Below are 21,713 nucleotides of genomic sequence, written 5' to 3'. Positions count from 1 at the left end.
CGGTGGACCGTCCGGCGCCCCTGTGGCACACCCGAGGCGCCATCACAGTGCCGCCCCCGCCATGTCACTGCGGCGGATCTGCCCCGCGCCGACCCCGGCGAGGAATCTGCGGTACTCGTCGGCGAACTCCTCCGGATACTCGAGCTGCGGCATGTGACCGCAGTTGTCGAAGACCACGGCGTCCGCGACCTGTATCTTTTCGAGGGCCCGGCGGAAGTCACCGTAGGGCAGGATCAGGTCGTCGGCGCCCCATGCGAGCATGACGGGGATCCGGTCCCCGACCGCCCGGGTGAAACGGTCGAGCAGGTCTCTGCGCCATCCGGGTCGGATACCCGCCGGGCTACCGAGGTGCCTCACCATCCTGTGGTAGGTGCGGGCGCGGCCCGGATTCGCCGCGACCCTGCCCGCAACCCTGAGCCGGTGGGCGGTGACCGCTCCCCGCCGGCGGAGGATGAGATGCTCCACCGGGCGGTACACGACCGGCAGGCGGGTGGCGGCCGCGTTGATCAGGCCGAGTACCGGTACGGCGAGGAGCCTGAGCAGCGGGGTCGTCCCGGAGCCGAAGCCTGCCGGGTCCACCAGTGCCACGCTGGAGACCAGGTGGGGACGTTGAGCAGTCATCTCCATCGCCAGTGCGCCACCGAGCGAGTTCCCCAGAAGGGAGACGGGGGCGGGACTGTCTGTGGCGTCCTGCCCGTCGAGGGCGTCCAGGGCCGCCCAGATGAGTCCGGCGGTGTCGGCGAGAGTGACGTCCCGGGGCGGTTCACTGAGCCCGAAGCCCGGCACGTCGACTGCGATGCAGGCGAGGTCACCGCCGGTGGAGCCGGTGGAGCCGGTGGAGCCGGTGGAGCCGGTTCTTCCTGCCAGGGCGACCAGGTCGTCCCAGTCCTCGAGGGAACGTCCGATCCCGTGGATCATCACCACGGTGGTGCCGGCGGTGCGGAAGTCTCCCCCGGTGCCGGTGCGTCGGATCCTGACGGTCCGACCGGCGACGGTGACTGTCTCGGTGGGTGGGAGGTCGCCCAGGTCCGTCGGCCTGAAAGGTGCGGCCGACCCGACTGACCTGACCACCGGCCCCGGGGAGCATGCCCCGGCACACTGCAGGGCCCTGTCGCCGAAAGCCATGTCCCTGCGCTGGTCGCCGAATGCCAGCTCGGGCAGCTCGGTGAGGTAGTTCTGGGTGTAGTGCCACGGTGAGTGGTCGCCCTGGGTGGGGAAACGGTGGATTCCGCGGCGGATGTAGCCCGCGTCGAACTCGAGCATCGGCCGGTCGTGGCGTCCCGGGGGAAGTACCGGACAGTAGTACCGTTCGCCTGTACCCCACAGTCTGACCATGTAGCGGGAGACCATGTCGGAGCGCAGGGTCCAGGACGCGTTGATGTATCCCACGGTGAAGCTGAAGTTGGGCAGTCCCGCCAGCATGATCCCCCGGTAGAACACCCGTTCCCTGAGGTCGAGAGGTTCACCGTCGATGCTCAGCGTCCCTCCCCCGAACGCCTCGAGTTCCAGACCGGTGGCGGTCACGATGATGTCGGCGGGCAGTGTCTTCCCGGAGCCGAGGAGGATTCCCCCGGAGGTGAATCTGTCGACAGTGTCCGTGACGACGTCGGCGTTGCCTTTCAGCGCGGTGAAGAAGTCACCGTCGGGAGCCTTGCACACCCTCTGGTCCCAGGGACTGTAGCGGGGTGTGAAGTGCCGGTCGATCTCCTCTGCGGACAGGTACCTGCGCTGCATGAGCCGGAGGACCCTGCGGAACGCCCCCGGCGCCCGCTGCGCGAGGGTGTACTGGGCCATGTCCCTGGCCGCGTGGTTGAGCCGTGCCGCGCGGTAGGCGGCGGACGGGGGAAGCAGGTGTCTCCACACCGCGCTGATGATGTCCACCGAGGGCATGGGGGCGATGTAGCTGGGACTGCGCTGCAGCATAGTCACCCGGGCCCCGGCCTTCTCGAGGGCGGGCAAGAGGGTCACGGCGGTCGCACCGGAGCCGATGACGACGATCCGACGGCCGCGGCAGTCCAGGTTCTCCGGCCATTCCTGCGGGTGGATGACCTGTCCGGCGAAGTCCTTTTCACCGGGGAAGGTGGGCCGGTGGCCTGCGCCGTGGGAGTAGTAGCCGGAGGCGTAGTGGACCCGTCGGGCCCAGATGGTGCGTTCCCCGTCCCCGGTGACCGAGGTGACCGCGTAGAGGTTCCGGTCGGTACGCCAGTCGGAGTCCCGGATCCAGGATCCTGTCCTCAGTCTCTCCAGTGCCCCGCTGTCCCTGGCCACGTCCCTGATGTACTCCCTGATGTCCGCACCCTGTCCGAGGGTGCCCCGGTGGGGCCAGGGTCGGAACGGGAATCCGAAGGTGGCCATGTCCGAGTCGGAGCGTATCCCCGGGTACCGGAAGGTGTGCCAGGTACCTCCGAGATCATCGTGGGTGTCGTGGATCTCCCACGTCCAGTCCGGGAAATTCGCGGAGACGTGGTGCGCGAGGTCGATCCCGGACAGGCCGGCTCCGACGATCAGCAGGTCGAGTGGATTGTCCGCAGTGCCCGGACGGTCCGGCGTGTGTGTACTCATGCCGGAAGTCTACTTCACAAAGTAGAACTGTTTTGTGGAATGGTGATTACATGTGCGGATCTACGGACACTCCCGGGGACGCAGTGACGGGGCGACGCAGCGACGGGGTGTACGGGACGTACGGGGCAGACAACGCGGACGGCGCCCGGTCGGTGTGACCGGACGCCGTCGTGGCCTTACCCTGGCCTGCTACTTCAGCTGGGACGAGGAGAGGTTCAGCTCGCGCCGGGCGACAACGAGCTGCTGGATCTGCTGGGTGCCCTCGAAGATGTCCAGGATCTTGGAGTCCCGGGCCCACTTCTCCAGGAGGGAGCGCTCAGAGTAACCGAATGAACCCGCCAGCTCCACAGCCTTCAGCGTCAGCTCGGTCGCCATGCGGCCGGCCTTGGCCTTGCACTCCGAGGCCTCCTTGTTGTTGGGCTGCCTGTTGTCCGCCATCCACGCGGCACGCAGGGTCAGCAGGTAGGCGGCCTCCCAGTCGGACTCGAGCCGGATGTACTCGGAGGCTGCGGCACTCTGGTTCCAGGCCGGGGCGTCGTAGTCGATCTCCACGCCGGCGTCGGTGAGGATCTCACGGAGTTTCTCCAGCGACGCCCGGGCCACACCCACGGCCATCCCGGCGACGAGCGGGCGGGTGTTGTCGAAGGTCGCCATGGCACCGGCGAAGGACTTCTTCGTGTCGATCTCCGGGGAACCGAGCAGGTTGTCCTTGGGGACCCTGACATTGTCCAGGATGAAGTGGGCGGTGTCGGAGGAGCGGATGCCGAGCTTGTGCTCCAGGCGCACCAGCTCGAAACCGGGCGTGTCCCGCGGGACGAGGAAGGACTTGATCGCGGCACGGCCGGCGGACTTGTCGAGGGTGGCCCACACGACCACGTGGTCGCAACGCTCACCGGCGGTGACGAAGATCTTCTCGCCGTTGAGCACGTACTCGTCACCGTCGAGCTTTGCCGTCGTCGCCACTGCGGCGGAGTCCGACCCGAACTGCGGCTCGGTGATGGCCATGGCCGCCCAGACCTTGCCGAACCGCTTGAGCTGTTCGTCGGTGGCGACCGCGGCGACCGCGGCATTTCCCAGACCCTGGTACGGCAGCGAGAGGGTCAGTCCCACGTCGCCCCAGCAGGTCTCGATGACGTTGATGAGCGACGCCATGTTCCCGCCGTTGCGGACGGCGCCGTCATCCTTCTTCCTGTCGCTGCGTCCGCCTGAGGCGCCGGCCATGTTGCCGCCGCCGTCGGTCATCCCCTCGACGAGGGATGCCATGGTGTCGAGTTCGACCGGACGCTCGTGCTCGGCGAGGTCGTACTTGCGGGAGATCGGCCGGAAGATCTCTGCTGCGGCCTGGTGCGCCTGGTTGGCGGTCGCCCGCAGCTTCTTCGGGAGTTCGAGGTTGATCATGTCAGTTCTCCTGAATGCTCTGCTGATTTTCGGAACCGGCGGTGCCGGTGGAGTTCACTGTGCGGGCTAGAGGACCACGACGCCCTCGGCGACACCGACGGCACGCAGGTCGCGGTACCAGCGTTCGACCGGGTGCTCCTTGGTGAAACCGTGCCCTCCGAGCAGCTGGACCCCGTCCGAACCGATCTGCATTCCCTTGTCCGCGGCGAAACGGCGGGCGAGCCCGGCCTCCCGGTTGTAGGAGCGTCCCTGGTCGAGCCTGGACACCCCGCGCAGCGTGATGAGGCGGAGACCGTCCAGCTCGATCCTGATGTTGGCGACCATGAAGGCGACGGCCTGCCGGTTGGCGATGGGCTCACCGAATGCCTGACGTTCCAGGACGTAGGGCTTGACGTACTCGAGGACCGCTTCGCAGGTGCCGGTCGCCAGCGCCGCCCATCCGAGACGGGCCCGGCGGATGATCTCGGTGTAGTTCTCCCCCCTGGTGTCGGCGTCCAGGTCCGCCCCGCCGAGAAGATTGGATACCGGGACGCGGACGTCCTTGAACAGCACCCGTCCCAGGGATGCAGCGCGCAGTCCCATCGACGGGTCCGCTTCGACGATGACGCCGTCGGTGGACGATTCGACGATGACGAAGGTGTTCACCCCGTCCAGGTCGACGGCCACGACGAACAGTTCCGCGGAGCCGGCGTTGGGGACCATCGTCTTCACCCCGTTGACGACGATGTCGTCCCCTTCCCGCTTCGCGGTGGTCTGCAGGACGAAGGGGTCGAACAGTGCGCGCTGCTCGTTGACGATGACGGCGGACACGGGGACGTTCTGTCCGGCGAACTCCGGCAGGTAGGTCTTCTGCTGGGCGTCGTCGCCGTAGTTGGTGATCGTGTTCGCCACTCCTGCGGGTGCGAGAACGGCGACCGCCTGTCCCATGTCACCGAAGGCGAGGGCCTCGGCGACCATGGCACCGGTGGTGGCGGAGGATTCGGAGGCGAGGCCTTCGTACTCCTCGGGCAGGTTGATCAGCGAGATGCCGAGGTCGGCTGCGGCGGCGAAGACCTCCGGGGAGGTCGCGGCGGCTTCGTTGGCGTCATGGGCGGCCGGCCGGAGCTGCTCCTCGGCGAACTCGCGGACGGCGCCGACCAGCATCTCCTGGTCTTCGGTCGGGGTGAGGTCGAAGAGGACCTTCGCCGGCCTGGCGGCGTCCTCCGCTCCTCCGGCTTCACCGGGCTGCGGTTCCAGCCGCACCGGGCGTCCGGATCCCTTGACCTTCTTGAACTGGCGGTTGATGGCACCGAGGGTGCGCATTCCGCCCCTGGTGGATTCGTAGGCCACTCGGTCGATCTTCTCGCCGAGGCCGTACCGCTGCGCGAGCTCGGAGCCGGTGAAACGGGTGAGTACCCGCATCACGGCGCCGGTGGCGTCGCGCTTGATGGTGTTCAGGCCGGGCGTGGAATCGTTCCGCTTGCTTCGGTCGCTCATGGCGGGCAGCTACCTTTCGCTGTACTCGGACAGGGACGGATGAATAGTGATGATTTCATCATAGCCATTCACCATGATCCGCGTCACAATTCTACGAATCGTGCTGCACCGCACACCGGACCAGACACCCCCGACGGGGGTGGAGCTGCCCCGGGGCCCGGTCAGTGCTCCGGCTTGACCATGGGGAACAGCACCGTCTCCCGGATCCCCAGACCAGTCAGCGCCATGAGCAACCGGTCGATCCCCATGCCGTTCCCCGACGTCGGGGGCATACCCTGCTCCATCGCCTCGAGGAAGTCCTCGTCCAGGACCATGGCCTCGTCGTCACCACCGGCCGCCAGCCGGGCCTGGTCCTCGAAACGCTCACGCTGGATCACCGGGTCGACCAGCTCGGAGTAACCCGTCGCCAGCTCGAAGCCACGGACGTAGAGATCCCACTTCTCCGCCACCCCCGGCTTCGTCCGGTGCTGACGGGTCAACGGCGATGTCTCCACAGGGAAGTCCCTCACGAACACCGGGCCGTAGAGCTGGTCCCCGCAGAGGAACTCCCAGATCTCCTCGACAAGCTTGCCGTGACCCCAGCCACCCTTCTCCGGAACCTCCAGACCGATGAGGTCCGCCAGCTTCTTCAGGTCCTCCACGGAGGTCTCCACGGTCACCTCCGGCACCACAGTCTGCTCCGGGAACTTCCGGGCCAGAGCTTCGTTGAGCGACGGATACATCTCCATCGAACGCCACTCACCACCGAAGTCGTACTCCGTGCCGTCGACGAGCGTGACGGTGGTCGACCCGAACACCTCGACCGCAATCTCCTGGATCACGTCATGGATGAGCTTCGCCCCGGTGTCGTAGGTGCCGTAGGCCTGGTAGGTCTCCAGCATCGCGAACTCCGGCGAATGGGAGGAGTCCACCCCCTCGTTACGGAAGTTCCGGTTGACCTCGAAAACCTTGTCGATGCCGCCCACCACGCAGCGCTTGAGGTACAGCTCCGGTGCGATACGCAGGTAGAGGTCGATGTCCAGGGCGTTGGAACGGGTCCGGAAAGGCCGGGCCGCGGCGCCGCCGTGGAGGGTCTGCAGCATCGGGGTCTCCACCTCGAGGAAACCACGGCGTTCCAGGGCGTTGCGCAGGGCCCTCACGACCCTGATCCTGGTCAGGGCGTTGGTCCGAGCCTGTTCCCGCATGATCAGGTCCGTGTAACGGTGCCGGATACGGGAATCCTCGCTCATGTCCTTGTGCGCCACAGGCAGCGGACGCAGGGACTTCGACGCCATGGCCCACGAATCCGCCATGACGGAAAGCTCACCACGCCGCGAGGAGACCACCCGACCGTGCACGGAGACGATGTCCCCCAGGTCCACGTCCGCCTTCCAGGACGCCAGGGCCTCCTCCCCCACTTCCGCGAGGGACAGCATGACCTGCATACGGGTACCGTCACCCTCCTGGAGGGTAGCGAAGCAGAGCTTGCCGGTGTTGCGGACGAACATGACCCGACCGGCCACCGCGACCTCGTCGGAGGTCTCCTCACCGGGCTCCAGGTAGGTCACCCCGTCGACCCGCGCGACAGCCGCCGCCTCCTCCGGATCCCCGGGAAGGGCCCGGTAGGAATCCCGGATCTCGCGCAGGGTGCGGGTCCGGGGCACGACCACGGGGTAGGCGTCCTTCCCCTCCGCCAGCAGGCGGGCACGCTTCTCCCGGCGGATCTTCAGCTGCTCGGGGAGGTCGTCGGCATCTGCACTCTGGGGGGTCTGCTTCGCGTCAGTCACGGTCCCCCAGCCTACTGCATGGCAGGTCGGACACCGGAGTGCGCGTCCACCGGTGTAGACCACCGCGCCACGGCCGACGCTCGACCAACAGTGATGTCAACTTACAGCGGAATCCGATATCACATTGACGGATAGGACGACACCATGTCTGGCACCCTCGTCGTGGAGCTGCGTGAAGGGCTCATCGGCGGAAAGATGTCCGCCAGGAAGCTGGAGAAGGAACTCAACAGGCACGCCGCCGACGGCTGGCGCTACAAGTCATTGACCTCGGTCGACGTCAAGGGCAGGGTGGGGCCAGGCGGCGTTGACGGGGTGATCATCGTCTTCGAGCGGGAGTGAGGGTCCGGGCCGCCCCGCGATACCCGCGGCACGGTCGTACCGCGCCTCCGGCACATTCGCAGGACATGGCGGCCTGCAAAGGGGCAGACCTCTCACCGCTCATCGCGCGCCTCCTGGCGGACGCCGCGGTATCCGTCGACGGTGAGACAGGGACGTGCGCCACCCCAGGCGGGGATGAGGACTGTACCAGATCCCTCCACAGGTCCGGCAGCGCGGTTGCCACCGACCCAGCGGACAAGGGCCTCAAAGTCGGGGACGTGGACCACCTCCCCGTAGACCGAGTCGCGCGCGACGTCGGTGACGAGGTCGGGGTCGTGGTTCCAGCTGAGCCTGGTCCCACCCTCGGCGGGCATCTCGAACCAGCCGGCTCCGAGGTCACGGACGGTGACCGGGACGCACCGGTCGGGGAAGCGCCGGGCAAAGTCGGTGATCCGCCGACTCTGAAGGTAATGGACGCTGTGTCCTGGAGTGTGCAGGGTGCAGTGCGTTGTACGCATGATGCTCCTGTGTTTCGCAGTTTCCTCGCGGACTGTCGCCCAGCGGGGCTGATCTCTCTCGGAGGCACCGATGTACGCGACACGGTTGCCAGTCACTTCAGTCCGTCCGGAGCCGGAGGACGCCCCGGGGTTCCGGCCCGGGTCAGGTGCGTCGCTCAGTGAGCTTCGTGATCAACGTCGACGACGGTAGCATCACATAGACCAAGCTGTCTAGTCATTCTCGGGATGAGGTCAAGCCCAGCGTGACCCTGACCTTGACCCTGACACCGTGACAGGGTCTTCACTGGAGACATGACCAGAGACACGACAATGCCCACCAGCTCCGACAGCAACCGCCTGACAGGTGCCTACACGTCCTCCGACGCCGACACCCGACTGCGCGCCACCCTCGCCGCAGGTACCGACCCGCGGCCCGGCGACCTCCCCGCACTCATCGCACAGTGCCGTGTCGAACCGGACTTCTTCGTCCGAGACATGCTCACCTGGGCCCTGACCCGCCACCCGGTCGAGGACACGCTTCCCCGGCTACTCGATGAACTGCACTCCCCTGTTCCGCAGGCGGTCGCCCAGGCACTCCACACAGTGTCCAAGATCGGGGACGCCCGCGCCTGGCCGCACATCACCGACGCCCACCTCACAAGCGACGACGAGGAGACCGCACGCACCGCCTGGCGGACCGCCGCCGGACTCGCCCCACCCGGTGACCGCGCCGCTCTGGCGGACCGTCTCACCACACAGTTGGGTCGCGGAGACCGGGATCTCCGACGGTCCCTGTCCCGCGCTCTCCTGCTGCTCGGGGATGCCGCCCGCCCTGCCCTGGAGGCTCACACCGCCGACACCCACCGCGGCCACCACGCCCGGGCCACCCTGGTCCTGCTCGACGACGCCGACCTGAGCTTCGACGCCGCGGAGTATCAGGCCGCGGAGTATCAGGCGGCCGCGGTCAGACCCACGACCGAAGGACACACTGCCGTCCCTGAGTCTGACGGCCGGCGCAGTAGGCTCGGTCCCATGCGCATCGGCGAGGTATCGGAACTCTCCGGCGTCAGCGTGCGCATGCTGCGCCACTACGACCGCACCGGGCTGCTCACCCCCTCCCACCGCACCTCCGCCGGGTACCGCGACTACACACCGGCCGACCTCGACCGGCTGCTGCGGGTGGAGGCCCTGCGTTCCCTGGGCCTCAGCCTCGCTGAGGTACGGGACGCCCTGACCGACCCCGACATGAGCGCCGCCTCCGTCCTCGACGACATCAGAGCGCGGACCCTCCTCCGGATCCGCGCCGAGCGGGAACTTCTCGACCGCCTCGATGAGGTCCGTGCGGCCACACCCACGGACTGGAAGGACGCCCTTGATGTCACCGCTCTGCTGACAGCTCTGCGCGAGGGCCCCTCCCGCCGCCGGCAGGCCGCGGTCATCCAGTCTCCGGACCGGCAACCCGTGGCCGCACTCGTGGCGTCCTACCTGGAGGAACCCGACGACAACGCCGCCGGAGCACTGCGGTGGTCACTGCTGCGTTCCGGGGAGGCTGCGGTACCCGGGCTCCTCTGTCACCTCCTGGAGCGCATCGGGGGAGATCCGGTGACCGACCGGAGGATCATCGACCTCCTCGACGGGAGCGACGCCCCCGCCGCCACCGCGGCGTTGGAGGATGTCCTGCTCATGAGCGACACCGACGAGAACATCTGCCCTGACACCGCAGCACGGGTGGCGACCGCACTCGCCCGGCGCGGTATCCGTCCGGAGAAGGTCATCGATACTCTGGTCGGCATGGTCCGCGACGGAATCCGTGACACGGAAGCGGCGGACGCACTCGCCGGGGTCGTCCGCGACGACCCCGGCGCCTGCAGCACCGTCATCGGAAAACTCCTCACCACGGCGGAAGACAGCGGTATTCCCGCCCGCCTCCGCATCGTCCAGGCATTCGGCGACATACCCGGCGCCGGCGCCCGGGAGGCACTGGAAAGGTTCGCCGGCGACGAGGACACCACCGTTGCAGGTACCGCCCACTACCTGCTGGGAAGATGATCTCCGGGGACGGATTCAGGAGTCCGGCCCGAGGTTCCGGACCGGGACGGGTCCCGTCAGACTTCCCCCTCCAGGCGTGAGAAGATGCAGAGATCGTTCCACTGCCCCCGGAGACACTCGGCGTCCCGCAGCGTCCCCTCGAGACGGAACCCCGCGTTGCGGGCCACCTTGCAGGACGCGAGGTTCTCCGGATTCGCCCGGATCTGCACCCGGTGGACGCCGTAGTCGAAGAGATATTCGCAGATCAACCGCACCGACGCAGTCATCAGCCCACGACCCCGCAGATGAGGTGCCGTCGTGTACCCCAGTTCGACGGTGGCGGAGTTCAACTCCACCAGACGCAGCTCCACGGTGCCCCCGAAACCTCCCTGGCGGTCCGGGTCGTCGACGATCCACAGCATCGCGCCCGGGTCGTGCATCATCGTCCGGAGGAACAGGGCAGCGTCCCGCCGGGTGTAGTTCTCCGGAAAACCGGTGAACCGCCGCGATCCCGCATCCCGGCCGGACACCACCAGGCCCTCCAGGTCCGTGTCCACCGGCGCACGCAGCCGCAGCACGGCACCGCCCGGAAGATCACCGACGACGTCGGCGGACGGGAGGGGCCAGACGAAACCGGTCATGGAGCGTCAGCATACCCCCGCACCGCCCCGGTCACGGGCGGTTCACTGACCCGTCAGCCAGTCGTTCGGGGAGAACAGTTCGAAGTGGATCCCCGCCGGGCACAGTTCCGGCAGATCAGCCAGCTGGGCCCGGACGTCCTGCAGGAACCCGTTGCCTCCGCAGAGGTACCAGTCAGCGCCGGCCGGGATGTCCCGTGTCCCCAGCACCACCCGTTGGCCACGGCCGGTCCAGCTGAAGTACCGGCGCACGGTGGAACCCTGCGACTCCAGGGCGTCCAGCAGTCCCACGGTCACGGCGCCCTGGGCGAAACTGTCCGGGGAGCGGTCCGAGTGGATCACCGTGACATCTCTCGCACCCGCCCCGGCCACCAGTGCAGCGAGCATCCCGGTCATCGGAGTGGAGCCGATACCCGAGCTGACCAGCACCACCGGAACCGTGTCGTCGTCACCGAGGACCAGGTCACCGGCCGGCAGAGTGGCGTCCACCCGGTCCCCGACCTCAATCGTGTCGAGCAGGGCGCCGGACACCTCACCGTCGCGTTGCACGGCGACGGTGAAACCGCGGCCGTCCCAGTTCACCAGGGAGTACTGCCGGAGCTGCCGGGCACCGTCCCCCAGCCTCACCCCGAGAGACGTGTACTGGCCGGGCTGGGCCGCTGCGAAGGCGCCCGGGGCGTCCGGCACCTCGAAGGTGAACTCGGTGACCACGTCGGTGAGGTCACGGCGGGCGACCAGGACGGCGTCCCGGAAGACGTCTCCCGGTTCCACGCCCGCGGTGCCGTAGAGGGCGCTCTCCTCTCCGACGAGGACCCCGGCCATGAGCTGGTACACCTGTTCCCATGCCTCGGCGACCTCCGGGGTCACCGCGTCACCGAGGACCTCCACGATCGCGGCGAAGAGGTGGTCGTGCACGATCTGGTACTGGTCGGCGACCACGCCGAGGGAAACGTGCTTGTGGGCGATACGCGACAGCATGTCGACCGGGTCCGGTGCGTCCGGGTCGACCAGCATGGACGCGAAGGTCGCCACAGAGGCTGCGAGGGCCTTCTGCTGTTCACCGGAGCGCTGGTTGCCCCGGTTGAAGGTGTCACGGAGCAGCTCGGGGTGGGCCGCGAACATCCGGCGGTAGAACACCGGGGTGATCTCGTTGATGTGCGCCCCGATCACCGGGAGGGTGGCCCTCACCGTGGCCTCGTGGGCGGGGGTGAGACGGGCGGCGCGGGCGGCCCCGCGGAGTGTTTCGGCAGCGGTGAACATCGTCGTCAGTTCCTTCGGTTGTTCGGGGGGTGCGGGGCAGGCAGACCGACCCGCACCGGGGCGGAGGTGCCCGGGCCTGAGTGCGCCGGGCCGGTCCGTTCTATGAGGTCTCCGAGGGTGACACCGTCGAAGGTGGAGAAGAAGCGCTCCCGGGCGTCACGGAGAAGGTGCCGCAGAGCGCAGTCACGGGAGGACAGCGGGCAGGCGACCGCGTTCTCCCTGCCGTCACAGTCGACGACCTCGTGTACCCCCTCCAGTTCACGGAGCAGGTACCCGATGTCGGTGTCCCAGGCTCCCTCGGCGAGGTACACCCCACCGGTCCGTCCCCGTACGGAGGCGAGGACGCCGAGACCGGTGAGTCTGGCGACGACCTTCCTGACATGGGACGCCGGAGCAGCGGTACGTACGGCGAGTTCTCCGACCGTGCGGCGCTGCCCCGGGTCAGTGGCACCGGCTGCGCCGGTGTCCCCGAGGATCATGAGGGACCGCAGTCCCAGATCAGCGAACTTGGTGAGGTGCACACCACCCACGCTAGGGCCGCAGACGGAAAAGGTACATCTGGAATACCCTTTAAAAAACCGGTATCTCTGCCGGTCAGGGTATGTTCACCAGGGTCTGACCGGGGGTGGTGCAGCCCGACCGGGACGCAGGATTGATCTCCGTCACATTTCGCCGGATCCTGCCCACCGGCCCCTCACCGACGGACCCGGCCCGGTCACCGGGAGGGGAAGCGTGGGTTCAGCAACCCCGACCCCACCGGCACATCCGCCGGATCATCCCCCAACGTCACCTGACGGTTGTGCTCGTCGACGAAAACGACGCGGGGACGGTACCCCTCCTCCAGGTCGGCGGCACTGAACTGCCCGTAGCCGATGATGATCACCAGGTCGCCGGGATGCACCAGGTGCGCAGCCGCACCGTTGATGGAGATCATGCCGCTGCCACGCTCCCCGGTGATCGCATAGGTCGTCAGCCGCGCCCCGTTGTCCACGTCGACGATGTCGATCTGCTCCCCCTCCAGAATGTCGGCGGAGTCCATGAGGTCCGCGTCGATCGTGCAGGACCCCACGTAGTGCAGATCGGCCTGGGTGACCGTCGCCCTGTGGATCTTCGACTTCATCATCGTTCGCAACACGCGGACAACCTTACTTCCCGACCCGGCCGGAGGTGGCGTCCTCAGCGACACCCGTGCCCTCCGCCGCCCCCCGGAAACCTGTGCCGAGCGGCACGCCGACATTGTCGATCAGCCGGGTGGAACCCACCCGTGCGGCGACGAGCAGACGGGCGTCCCCCACCTCAGGGGCCTCACCCAGATCAGTTCCCCGCAGTTCCAGGTAGTCCACCTCGACCCCCTCCACGGAATCCAGCACCCCGCGGGCGGTCGACAGCACCGCCTCCGCACCGTCCTCCGCGGCGTGGGCACCGGCGGTCAGGGCGGCGGACAGGGTCACCGCCAGCTCCCGCTCCCGTTCCGACAGGTAGACGTTGCGCGAAGACTTCGCCAGACCGTCCGCCTCACGCACCACCGGGACACCGTGGACCTGCACCCCCAGATTCAGGTCGGTGACCATCTGCTGGACCAGGATCAGCTGCTGGTAGTCCTTCTCACCGAAGACCGCGTGGGTGCAGTTGGTGACGTGCATCAGCTTGTTGACCACCGTCAGCACACCGGCGAAATGCACCGGGCGCACGGCCCCCTCCAGGATCTCCGCCAGCGGCCCCGGGTGCACCGAAGTTCGGGGACCGTTCGGGTACATCTCCCGGGCACCTGGTGCGAACACCGCATCCGCCCCGACCGCCCGGAGCTTCTGCACGTCGCTGTCGAGGGTGCGCGGGTAGGAGTCCAGGTCCTCCCCCTCCCCGAACTGCAGCGGATTGACGAACACCGAGACCACCACCAGGGCGCCGGGGATCCGTCGGGCAGTGCGGACCAGGGCCATGTGGCCCTCATGCAGTGCCCCCATGGTGGGGACCAGGACGACGGGACGCCCGACCTTGCGCATGGCACGGGTCAGCTCCCCGATCTCCTCGATACCCGTGTAGACGGTGGCCTGGCCGGGGGTGAAACTCACCGTTGCCGCTCCTTCGCGAAAAAGTGTGTGGTCCTGTGACGGATCAATAAGGGTAGTCCCCGTCCAGTGCCCGCTCCACATTGAGGGAGCCGAGTGCACGGGCGGTACGCTGGGCCGCCTCCCGGTATGCCCCGGACAGGCCACCGGCACCGTCGAGGCTCCCCGGGCCGTCGACCGGCTCCGGCGTGCCGATGTCGTCCAACGCACGGAGATGGCGCAGCACCGTCTCAGCGTCATCCCGGGCGACAGGGCCTGTCAACGCCGCGGTACGCCGGTCAAGCGCATTGGACAGTGCCGTGGGCAGGATACGGCGCAGCAGGACGGCAGAGTCCGGATCCACGGGCACCCTGCCCGCTCTGCCCGGCCGGTCTGTCCCGACCGCCCCCGCTCCCCCGTCACCGGGCACTCCCTCCGTGTCCGGGGAAGCCAGGGCGTGGTCAAGCATGCGCAGAGACTCAGACACCAGCGTGACCAGGTGGTTGGCACCGTGCGCCATTGCCGCGTGGTAGAGCGGACGGTTCTCCTCCGCGACCGGGACCGCCACCCCACCGCAGGAATTCACCAGCAGTTCGGCGACAGCGGCACCGGTGTCCGAGTCCGAGGTGACGCCCCAGGCACATCCCACGAGATTGGCGGCGTCCTCAGCATTTCCGGTGAAGGTCATCGCGGGGTGCAGTGCCAGTGGGAGGGCGCCGGTGTCGGTGACCGGCTGGAGGACGCCGCAACCCGACGCCCCGGACGTGTGCACCACGATCTGGCCGGGGCGGGTGACCTCCGCGACCTGACGTACAACCCCGGGCAGGACGGTGTCGGGGACGGCGAGGACGACCAGTGCCGCACGGGAGGCGTCCCCCACATCCGTCACGTCCACCCCGGGGAGCCGCTGTGCGACCCGGTCACGGGACACCTGCGACGGTGCGACCACACCGTGGATGTGGTGGCCGGCCTGCAGGAGAGTTTCTGCGACCGCTGTGCCCACCGCACCTGCGGAAATGACCCCGACCGACAGGCGTGGTTCCTGTCGGTCGGGGTGTGGTGCTCTGATGCCTGTTCCGGTCACCTGGCGTTCTTCTTCAGCTGTGCCATCAGTTCCGCCACGGTCACCGACCCGCCGGCGCCGGCACGCTCATCGGCCCTGCGACGACCGTGGGGGTCCTCGACCTCCCTGGTACGACGGTGGTGTCCAGCCTGTCCGGAGTCCTCCGCCCCACCGGCCTGACCGGCGGGGAAACCGCCTGCGGCCGGGATGCCGGACGTCTCCGCAGTCGGCCCGGCCGGTGCCGGGGACTCAGCCGGTGCCGACGGGGCAGGCCGGTCCCGGTCAATGTCCCGGGTGTCGACGACCAGCGGGATCATGCTCGTCTCCTCCGAGTCCGCCCCCGCCCAGTTCACCGCGGAGAATGTCCCGGTGGCGAAACCACCGCGCCGGGCGCCCTGGTGAGGTGCCGCGCCGGGACCCCGGTCCTCACCGGAGACCTCGGGTGCGGCAGATGGGACAGGGGCGGCGGAGGAGGCGGCTCCCTCCGGAGTCCCCGGGGCAGGAGTCTCCCCCGAGCGCCGCTCCAGTTCGATGATCCGCTCCGCCCTGGCCCGCACAGCCACCTGGTCCTCACTGAGGTCCAGACCGGAGAGCTCGGAGAGCTGGGCCCGCAGGGCCGCCAACTCTGCACGGATGGACTCAAGGGTTTCGTCGCGGGCCGGGGAACCGTCGGCGGCGCTCTGTGCCAGAGTCTTCTCCAGCTCCGCCTCCCGGCGACGGTGCTCGGCACGCTCGGCGTCCAGTTCCGCCAGACGACGCGCATCCCGCTCCTCCGAGCGGGTGGTCTCCTCCCCCAGAGCGCCTGAGTACCGGAACACCAGGACAGCGCCGATGAACGCGGCCCACAGTGCCGCGATGACGGCCATGTTGATCCAGAAGTCGTTGTCGACGAAGAACATGATCACGGTCGCCGCCAGGGCAAGTGCCAGGAGCAGGAACATGAGCAGCTTCCACCCTGTACCGGGTGCCCGGGTGGTCTGTGCGCTGTTCGGGTCCGGAAGCCGGTGCAGATCAGGAGACGGATACGCGGAACTCATGGAGCCAACACTACATGGCCTGTGCTCCCGAACGACGACCGTCAGGGTCCGCGTCGCCCGGAGGGACCAGACAGCAACGTTCCAGGACAACCCCGGCAACCGCCACGCATACTCCTGCGGCTGTGCACACCAGTGCGCCCGGGGCGTCCTCCTGGGCGGCGAGAAGAGACGGGTACCGGATGAGGACGTAGACCGTCAGCCCCAGGTAACCTCCACCCACCAACGCACCGAGCCAGGAGCACGCCTTACCCAGTACCGCGGCGCGGGCGATGAACACCGGCGACATCTGGCTCCGGTCCAGACCCACCTCGCCGTCGGCGATACGACGGCGCACCGCGACCGCGGTGAAAGCCGCGACGACGGCGAACACCCAGAGCGCGACCGAGTTGCGCACCCGCGCCGGCGGGAAGTCGCCGTAGAAGAACACCGCCGCGACCCCGATGACCAGCGCCATGCCGGCGGCGGCGGTCAGCAGGGCACTGACGGGGGTCAGTGCCAGACCGGGGCCGCGGTCACCCCCGCCGTCTCCGGCGCCTCCCGCACGTCCGGTGTCCGATGTGTTCACGGTGCCCATGCTACGTCGGGCAGCGCCCGGACTCCCGCCAGATCACCGGCCGGGCAGGACGCCATGAGACCTGCGACCGGCTGTCCGTCCAGCGTGGCCGCCGGATCGGCGTCATTCCACGGGACCAGCACGAACGCCCGGGCGTGTGCCCACGGGTGGGGGAGGACCAGCTCTGCACCCCACCGACCTCCGCTGTGGATCTCGACGCCGGCGCTCCACAGCGAGATCAGGTCGATGTCCAGTGTCCGGGGACCCCAGTGCCGGTGACGCACCCGGTGCGCCGCCTTCTCCTCGTCCTGGCAGCGGTGCAGCAGGTCCAGCGGCGAGAACAGTGCCTCATCGACTTCGACGACGAGCACACTGTTGCGGAATTCCGCCTGGTCCTCGACACCCCAGGGCGGCGTGGCGTACATCGCGGACGCCGCGGTCACGGTGATCCCCGGCGACTCCGCGAGCGACCGTGCGGCGCGCGCGATCTGCGCCACCGGGTCGCCGAGGTCACCGGGCAGGTTCGCACCGAACGCGAGGACGGCCTTCACCGACGCTTCTCCGCTCCCGCACCGGCCGCCGACCTTCTGGCGACGACCCGGACATCCGTGAACGGGTGGTGGATCGGGGCGTCCGGCTTGTGGACGGTGACCTCGACGGCGTACACCCCGTCCAGTCCGTTGATGCGGTCCGCGATGGTGGACGCCAACGTCTCGATGAGGTTGAGTGAGGGTCCGGCGGCGACTTCCACGGCAATGTCCGCCAGTTCGACATAGGAGATGGTGCGGCCGATGTCGTCGGTGGCCGCGGCGGCGCGGAAGTCCGTCCACACCACCAGATCGACGATGAACTTCTGCCCCTTCTCCCGCTCGAAGTCGTAGACCCCGTGGTATCCGTACACCTCCAGGCCGTCGAGCTCGATACGGTCAGCCACGACGTGCCCTCCATCCCTCCGGGACGTCCGGTCCGTGGCCCAGGGCCACCGCCCGGGCGACATCCACCGCGGCCCTCGACGGGGCGACATCGTGGACGCGCACAGCCCATACTCCGGCGGAAGCGGCCAGGGCAGACACTGCGGCGGTGGCGTCGTCGGCGGAGACGGGGGAACCTGGTCGACCGTCCGGGCCCGGCCTCAGCGCGGTGAGGAAGCGTTTACGGGACACCCCGAGAAGTGTACGGTAGCCTGCCGCGGACCACCCTGCGACGTACCCGGGCAGGGCGTGGAGCAGCGCCCAGTTGTCTTCGGCGTTCTTGGCGAATCCGATCCCGGGGTCCAGGATGATGCGCTCGGCCGGAACACCCTCGGCGACCGCCGCCGCCGACAGTTCCGTCGTCAGCGACTGCACGTCGGCGACGACGTCTCCCCCGTGGTCGGCCCGGCCGGCGGCGGAACCGAAACGGTCGGTCCTCCAGTGCATGAGGCAGTAGTCCACGGGCCGGCCGGGTCCCCGGTCACGGTTGGCTTCCGCGACGACCCGGTACATGTCGGGGTCCGCCAGTCCCCCTGAGACGTCGTTGACGATGTCCACGCCCGCCTCCACGGCGGCAGCGGCGGTGGAGGCTCGCATGGTGTCGACACTGGTGCGGATGCCCTGTGAGTGCAGTGCGGCGATGACGGGGACGACCCGCTCACGCTCGGTCCGTGCGTCGACCCTGGTCGCGCCGGGGCGGGTGGACTCACCTCCGACGTCGATGATGTCGGCCCCGGCGCCCACCATCTCCCTGGCGTGGGCGAGTGCCCGGTCGGGGGAGTTCCAGAGACCACCGTCGGAGAAGGAGTCCCCGGTGACGTTGAGGATCCCCATCACCAGCGTCCGTGAGGCCGGAGCCTGCATCAGTGCCCCCGGATCAGGGACATCGCCTCGGCACGGGTGCGGGCGTCGCTGCGGAACCCTCCCCGTACCGCGGAGGTGACGGTGGTGGCACCCGGCTTACGGATGCCGCGCATCGCCATGCAGAGGTGCTCACACTCGATGACGACTATCACCGCGGACGCCCTGAGGCGGCCGGACACGGCGTCCGCCACCTGGCTGGTGAGCCGCTCCTGCACCTGGGGCCGTTTGGCGAAACCGTCGACGAGACGGGCCAGTTTCGACAGTCCGGTGACGGTGCCGTCACTGCCGGGGATGTATCCGATGTGCGCGTGCCCGTAGAACGGCACGAGGTGGTGCTCACAGGTGGAGTAGATGGGGATGTCCTTGACGAGGACGAGTTCCCGGTGGTCCTCGTTGAAGGTCTTGGCGAGTACTTCGGCGGGATCCCGGTAGAGGCCGTCGAAGATCTCCCGGTAGGCGCGGGCCACCCGGGCGGGTGTCTCCTGCAGGCCCTCACGGTCCGGGTCCTCCCCCACGGCGATGAGCAGTTCGCGCACCGCCGCCTCGGCACGTTGTCTGTCGAAAGGCCGGCCGGTCAGGAGTGACCGTACCGGGTCGGTGCCCCGGTCGTCGTCCTTGTCCGGGACGTTGTCCGGTGTGTCGGTGGAATCTGTGGCACTCAACGCTGCCCGTCCCTGTCCTCGCTGTTGCTGTTGCTGTTGCCGCTGTTGCTGCTGCTGTTGCCGGCGTCGGGGTTGCCGCTGCCACCGGAGTCGGTGCGCGAATGGCGTCCCGTGGGGGCGTCATCCGTGGTCCACGGATTGTCGGGCTGCTCATTGTCGGGCAGCCGGAACCCCCGCATCTCCCCTGCCGGAGGCAGCGGAGGGGACACGGGACCGTCTGCGGCACCGTCGCCGGGACCGTAGTTCACCTCACCCGGGTGAGGGGGCGGACCGGAACGGCCGTCCACCGGATCCCCGGGGGGATCCACCCGGTCCTGGCCGCCCCACAGATGGTCATGCCCGGCGCGCCGGTGCTCCTGCGGGTCCGACCGGGCACCCCACCTGCGGGTTCCGGTTCCCTCCTGCGGCGGGAAGCCGGGCAGGCGTCGAGCCTCGCCGCTGTCCTGCCCCTGGTCCGCACCTGCCCGCCTGGCCTCCTGCTCGGCCTTCCTGCGCTCCATCCGTGCCTTCCTGGCCTCAGAGTAGAAGTCGGGCCTCTCCGGCGGCTCTTCACCACGTTCGCGGGCGAGTTCGGTGGGGGTCTTCACCGGCTCCCGGTAGTCCCGGGGGAAGTCCCGGTCCTGGCCGTCGAAGATGTCCTCGACCGCGACCGGATCCAGTTCACCGAGGATCGCCTCGAGATCGGGGCGTCGCAGGGTCTCCTTCTCCAGAAGACGGGACGCCAGGGTGTCGAGGTGGTCACGGTGACCACGCAGAATCCGGTAGGCGACCACGTGTGCCTTCTCGATGAGGGTCCGCACCTGGTCGTCGATGGTCGCGGCCACGGCCGGCGAATAGTCGAGGGTCCCCTGACCGCCGCGACCGGCGAAGGGGTCACCCTGCTCCTCCCCGTACTTCACCGCACCCAGCTGCGGGCTCATCCCGTACTCGGTGACCATGGCCCGGGCGATCTTCGTCGCCTGCTCGATGTCCGCGGACGCCCCCGTGGTCGGCGAGCCGAAGACGAGTTCCTCGGCGGAACGTCCTCCCATGGCGAAGACCAGCCGGGCGAAGAGCTCGGACCGGGTGTACATGCCCTTGTCGTCCTCGGGCACCGCCATCGCATGCCCGCCGGTCTTGCCGCGGGCGAGGATGGTGACCTTGTACACCCGTTCGATGTCCCTGATGCCCCAGGCCGCGAGGGTGTGACCGCTCTCGTGGTAGGCGGTGACCTTCTTCTCCTGTTCCGAGATGATCTTGGAGGTGCGGCGGGGGCCGCCGATCACCCGGTCGGTGGCCTCCTCCAGCGCGTCGGCGGTGATGACGTTGCCGTTGACACGGGCGGTGAGGAGTGCCGCCTCGTTGAGCACGTTCTCCAGGTCCGCACCGGACATGCCGACTGTCCGCTTGGCCAGGGACTTCAGGTCCACGTCAGGGGCGAGCGGCTTGTTGCGTGCGTGGACGCGGAGAATCTGTTCCCGCCCGGCCAGGTCGGGGTTGCCCACCGGAATCTGCCGGTCGAAACGGCCGGGGCGCAGCAGTGCGGGGTCCAGGATGTCGGGACGGTTCGTCGCGGCCATGAGGATGACACCTTCACGGTCGTCGAAACCGTCCATCTCGACGAGCAGCTGGTTGAGTGTCTGTTCACGTTCATCGTGTCCGCCGCCCATCCCGGCGCCGCGCTGACGGCCGACAGCGTCGATCTCGTCGACGAAGATGATGCAGGGACTGTTCTCTTTTGCCGTCTTGAACAGGTCACGGACCCGCGAGGCGCCGACACCGACGAACATCTCCACGAAGTCGGACCCGGAGATCGAGTAGAAGGGCACGCCCGCTTCACCGGCCACCGCACGGGCCAGGAGGGTCTTGCCGGTACCCGGAGGACCGTAGAGTAGGACGCCCCGGGGCACTTTCGCCCCGAGCTGCTCATAGCGGCCCGGGTTCTGCAGGAAGTCGCGGATCTCGTCGAGCTCCTCGACCGCCTCGTCCGCCCCGGCGACGTCGTCGAAGGTCGTGTCCGGGTTGTCGACGTTGAGTTCCTTGGCCCGCGACTTGCCGATGCCGAACGGCCCGCCCGCTCCCCCGCCCTGCATGCGGGTGAGGAAGAACAGCAGCAGACCACCGATGAGCAGTACCGGCAGCAGCATCACCAGCAGTGACCCGAGGAGACTGTCCTCGGTGACCTTCGTCTGGTACTTGTCCGCCCCGGACGCCTGGACCTTGTCGAAGATCGTGTCCGCCGCCCGCGCAGGGTACTGGGTGATGATCTTCTCGACGTCGTCGTCCCCGTCGACACTGATCTTGTTCTTCAGTGTGATCTGGAGCTGCTGCTCACGGTCGTTGATCTGCACCTCGCTGACGTTCTTGTCGTCGAGCTGCCTGACTGCGACGGAGGTGTCGACGTCGGAGTACCCGCGGGTCGAATCGGTGAGGACGCTGAACGCGTAGATGGCGACGAGGACCGCGGCGATGACCGCGGCGATCCGCAGGACCTTCTTCTTAGTCATAGTCTCACCAGAGTATCGCAGCGGGCGCCGTGACGTTCCGCCGACCGCGCCCTGCCCCGGGAGTCTCCGGTGTGACCGTGGCGGTG

20 protein-coding genes are annotated in these 21,713 nt (G+C 68.4%); 2 read left to right on the top strand and 18 right to left on the bottom strand.

The genetic code is table 11. The annotated features are described in order from the left end of the window. Positions 1-42: 42 nt before the first annotated feature. The 4 genes from E0E18_RS11410 to lysS all read right to left on the bottom strand — a co-directional run bounded on the left by E0E18_RS11410 (position 43) and on the right by lysS (position 7,202). On the bottom strand, positions 43-2,562 hold the full coding sequence (locus E0E18_RS11410; RefSeq protein WP_130840904.1) for an alpha/beta fold hydrolase: 2,520 nt from the start codon (positions 2,560-2,562) through the stop codon (positions 43-45). A 189-nt stretch (positions 2,563-2,751) separates the two neighbouring features. After that, complete coding sequence (locus tag E0E18_RS11405; RefSeq protein WP_066586882.1) at positions 2,752-3,960, bottom strand: acyl-CoA dehydrogenase family protein; 1,209 nt, start codon at positions 3,958-3,960, stop codon at positions 2,752-2,754. 66 nt (positions 3,961-4,026) lie between these two features. Beyond that, on the bottom strand, positions 4,027-5,436 hold the full coding sequence (locus E0E18_RS11400; RefSeq protein ID WP_130840902.1) for an acyl-CoA dehydrogenase family protein: 1,410 nt from the start codon (positions 5,434-5,436) through the stop codon (positions 4,027-4,029). A 161-nt stretch (positions 5,437-5,597) separates the two neighbouring features. Continuing rightward, positions 5,598-7,202 carry a lysine--tRNA ligase gene (gene lysS / locus E0E18_RS11395; RefSeq protein WP_066586871.1) on the bottom strand — a complete coding sequence of 535 codons (1,605 nt, stop codon included), beginning with the start codon at positions 7,200-7,202 and terminating at the stop codon, positions 5,598-5,600. Positions 7,203-7,346: 144 nt separating this feature from the next. Here lysS and E0E18_RS11390 point away from each other — a divergent pair, with 144 nt between their 5' ends. Then, positions 7,347-7,541, top strand: coding sequence for a DUF4177 domain-containing protein (locus tag E0E18_RS11390; protein WP_110482033.1), 195 nt, complete (start codon positions 7,347-7,349; stop codon positions 7,539-7,541). Positions 7,542-7,633: 92 nt separating this feature from the next. On the opposite strand, the gene E0E18_RS11385 is transcribed toward E0E18_RS11390, so the two are convergent. Continuing rightward, on the bottom strand, positions 7,634-8,038 hold the full coding sequence (locus E0E18_RS11385) for a hypothetical protein (protein ID WP_066589523.1): 405 nt from the start codon (positions 8,036-8,038) through the stop codon (positions 7,634-7,636). A 291-nt stretch (positions 8,039-8,329) separates the two neighbouring features. On the opposite strand from E0E18_RS11385, the gene E0E18_RS14405 reads away from it, so the two are divergent. After that, positions 8,330-10,066: a MerR family transcriptional regulator gene (locus E0E18_RS14405; RefSeq protein WP_130840900.1), complete on the top strand. Its 1,737-nt coding sequence runs from the start codon at positions 8,330-8,332 to the stop codon at positions 10,064-10,066. A gap of 56 nt (positions 10,067-10,122) precedes the next feature. Here E0E18_RS14405 and E0E18_RS11375 read toward each other — a convergent pair whose 3' ends face one another. The 13 genes from E0E18_RS11375 to ftsH all read right to left on the bottom strand — a co-directional run bounded on the left by E0E18_RS11375 (position 10,123) and on the right by ftsH (position 21,627). Continuing rightward, complete coding sequence (locus E0E18_RS11375; protein WP_130840898.1) at positions 10,123-10,686, bottom strand: GNAT family N-acetyltransferase; 564 nt, start codon at positions 10,684-10,686, stop codon at positions 10,123-10,125. 42 nt (positions 10,687-10,728) lie between these two features. Further along, positions 10,729-11,943 carry a globin domain-containing protein gene (locus E0E18_RS11370; RefSeq protein ID WP_130840896.1) on the bottom strand — a complete coding sequence of 405 codons (1,215 nt, stop codon included), beginning with the start codon at positions 11,941-11,943 and terminating at the stop codon, positions 10,729-10,731. 5 nt (positions 11,944-11,948) lie between these two features. Then, a complete protein-coding gene (locus E0E18_RS11365) occupies positions 11,949-12,464 on the bottom strand; it encodes an RrF2 family transcriptional regulator (protein WP_237559758.1) in 516 nt (171 codons plus the stop codon). A gap of 194 nt (positions 12,465-12,658) precedes the next feature. After that, positions 12,659-13,078 carry an aspartate 1-decarboxylase gene (gene panD, locus E0E18_RS11360; RefSeq protein ID WP_066586826.1) on the bottom strand — a complete coding sequence of 140 codons (420 nt, stop codon included), beginning with the start codon at positions 13,076-13,078 and terminating at the stop codon, positions 12,659-12,661. Positions 13,079-13,088: 10 nt separating this feature from the next. Continuing rightward, positions 13,089-14,015, bottom strand: coding sequence for a pantoate--beta-alanine ligase (panC, locus tag E0E18_RS11355; protein ID WP_237559757.1), 927 nt, complete (start codon positions 14,013-14,015; stop codon positions 13,089-13,091). Positions 14,016-14,058: 43 nt separating this feature from the next. After that, positions 14,059-15,075, bottom strand: a complete 1,017-nt coding sequence (locus E0E18_RS11350) for a Rossmann-like and DUF2520 domain-containing protein (protein ID WP_237559756.1) — start codon at positions 15,073-15,075, stop codon at positions 14,059-14,061. Next, on the bottom strand, positions 15,072-16,091 hold the full coding sequence (locus E0E18_RS11345; RefSeq protein WP_130840890.1) for a DUF6779 domain-containing protein: 1,020 nt from the start codon (positions 16,089-16,091) through the stop codon (positions 15,072-15,074). The genes E0E18_RS11350 and E0E18_RS11345 overlap by 4 nt, the downstream gene beginning before the upstream one ends. A gap of 10 nt (positions 16,092-16,101) precedes the next feature. Beyond that, positions 16,102-16,656, bottom strand: coding sequence for a DUF3180 domain-containing protein (locus E0E18_RS11340; RefSeq protein WP_419866052.1), 555 nt, complete (start codon positions 16,654-16,656; stop codon positions 16,102-16,104). Then, on the bottom strand, positions 16,653-17,195 hold the full coding sequence (folK, locus tag E0E18_RS11335) for a 2-amino-4-hydroxy-6-hydroxymethyldihydropteridine diphosphokinase (protein WP_110482048.1): 543 nt from the start codon (positions 17,193-17,195) through the stop codon (positions 16,653-16,655). The genes E0E18_RS11340 and folK overlap by 4 nt, the downstream gene beginning before the upstream one ends. Further along, positions 17,192-17,578, bottom strand: coding sequence for a dihydroneopterin aldolase (folB, locus tag E0E18_RS11330; RefSeq protein WP_066586817.1), 387 nt, complete (start codon positions 17,576-17,578; stop codon positions 17,192-17,194). Before folB ends, folK begins: the two co-directional genes overlap by 4 nt. Further along, complete coding sequence (gene folP, locus E0E18_RS11325) at positions 17,571-18,479, bottom strand: dihydropteroate synthase (protein ID WP_130840887.1); 909 nt, start codon at positions 18,477-18,479, stop codon at positions 17,571-17,573. Before folP ends, folB begins: the two co-directional genes overlap by 8 nt. Beyond that, entirely contained in the window at positions 18,479-19,057 is a 579-nt protein-coding gene (gene folE, locus E0E18_RS11320) for a GTP cyclohydrolase I FolE (RefSeq protein ID WP_066589515.1), read from the bottom strand. The genes folP and folE overlap by 1 nt, the downstream gene beginning before the upstream one ends. Before the next feature lie 80 nt (positions 19,058-19,137). Continuing rightward, complete coding sequence (ftsH, locus tag E0E18_RS11315; protein ID WP_130840886.1) at positions 19,138-21,627, bottom strand: ATP-dependent zinc metalloprotease FtsH; 2,490 nt, start codon at positions 21,625-21,627, stop codon at positions 19,138-19,140. Positions 21,628-21,713: the final 86 nt, after the last annotated feature.

Source organism: Corynebacterium neomassiliense (genome assembly GCF_900626215.1).
GTDB lineage: Bacteria > Actinomycetota > Actinomycetes > Mycobacteriales > Mycobacteriaceae > Corynebacterium > Corynebacterium neomassiliense.
This window is presented reverse-complemented; position numbering and strand designations above follow the sequence as displayed.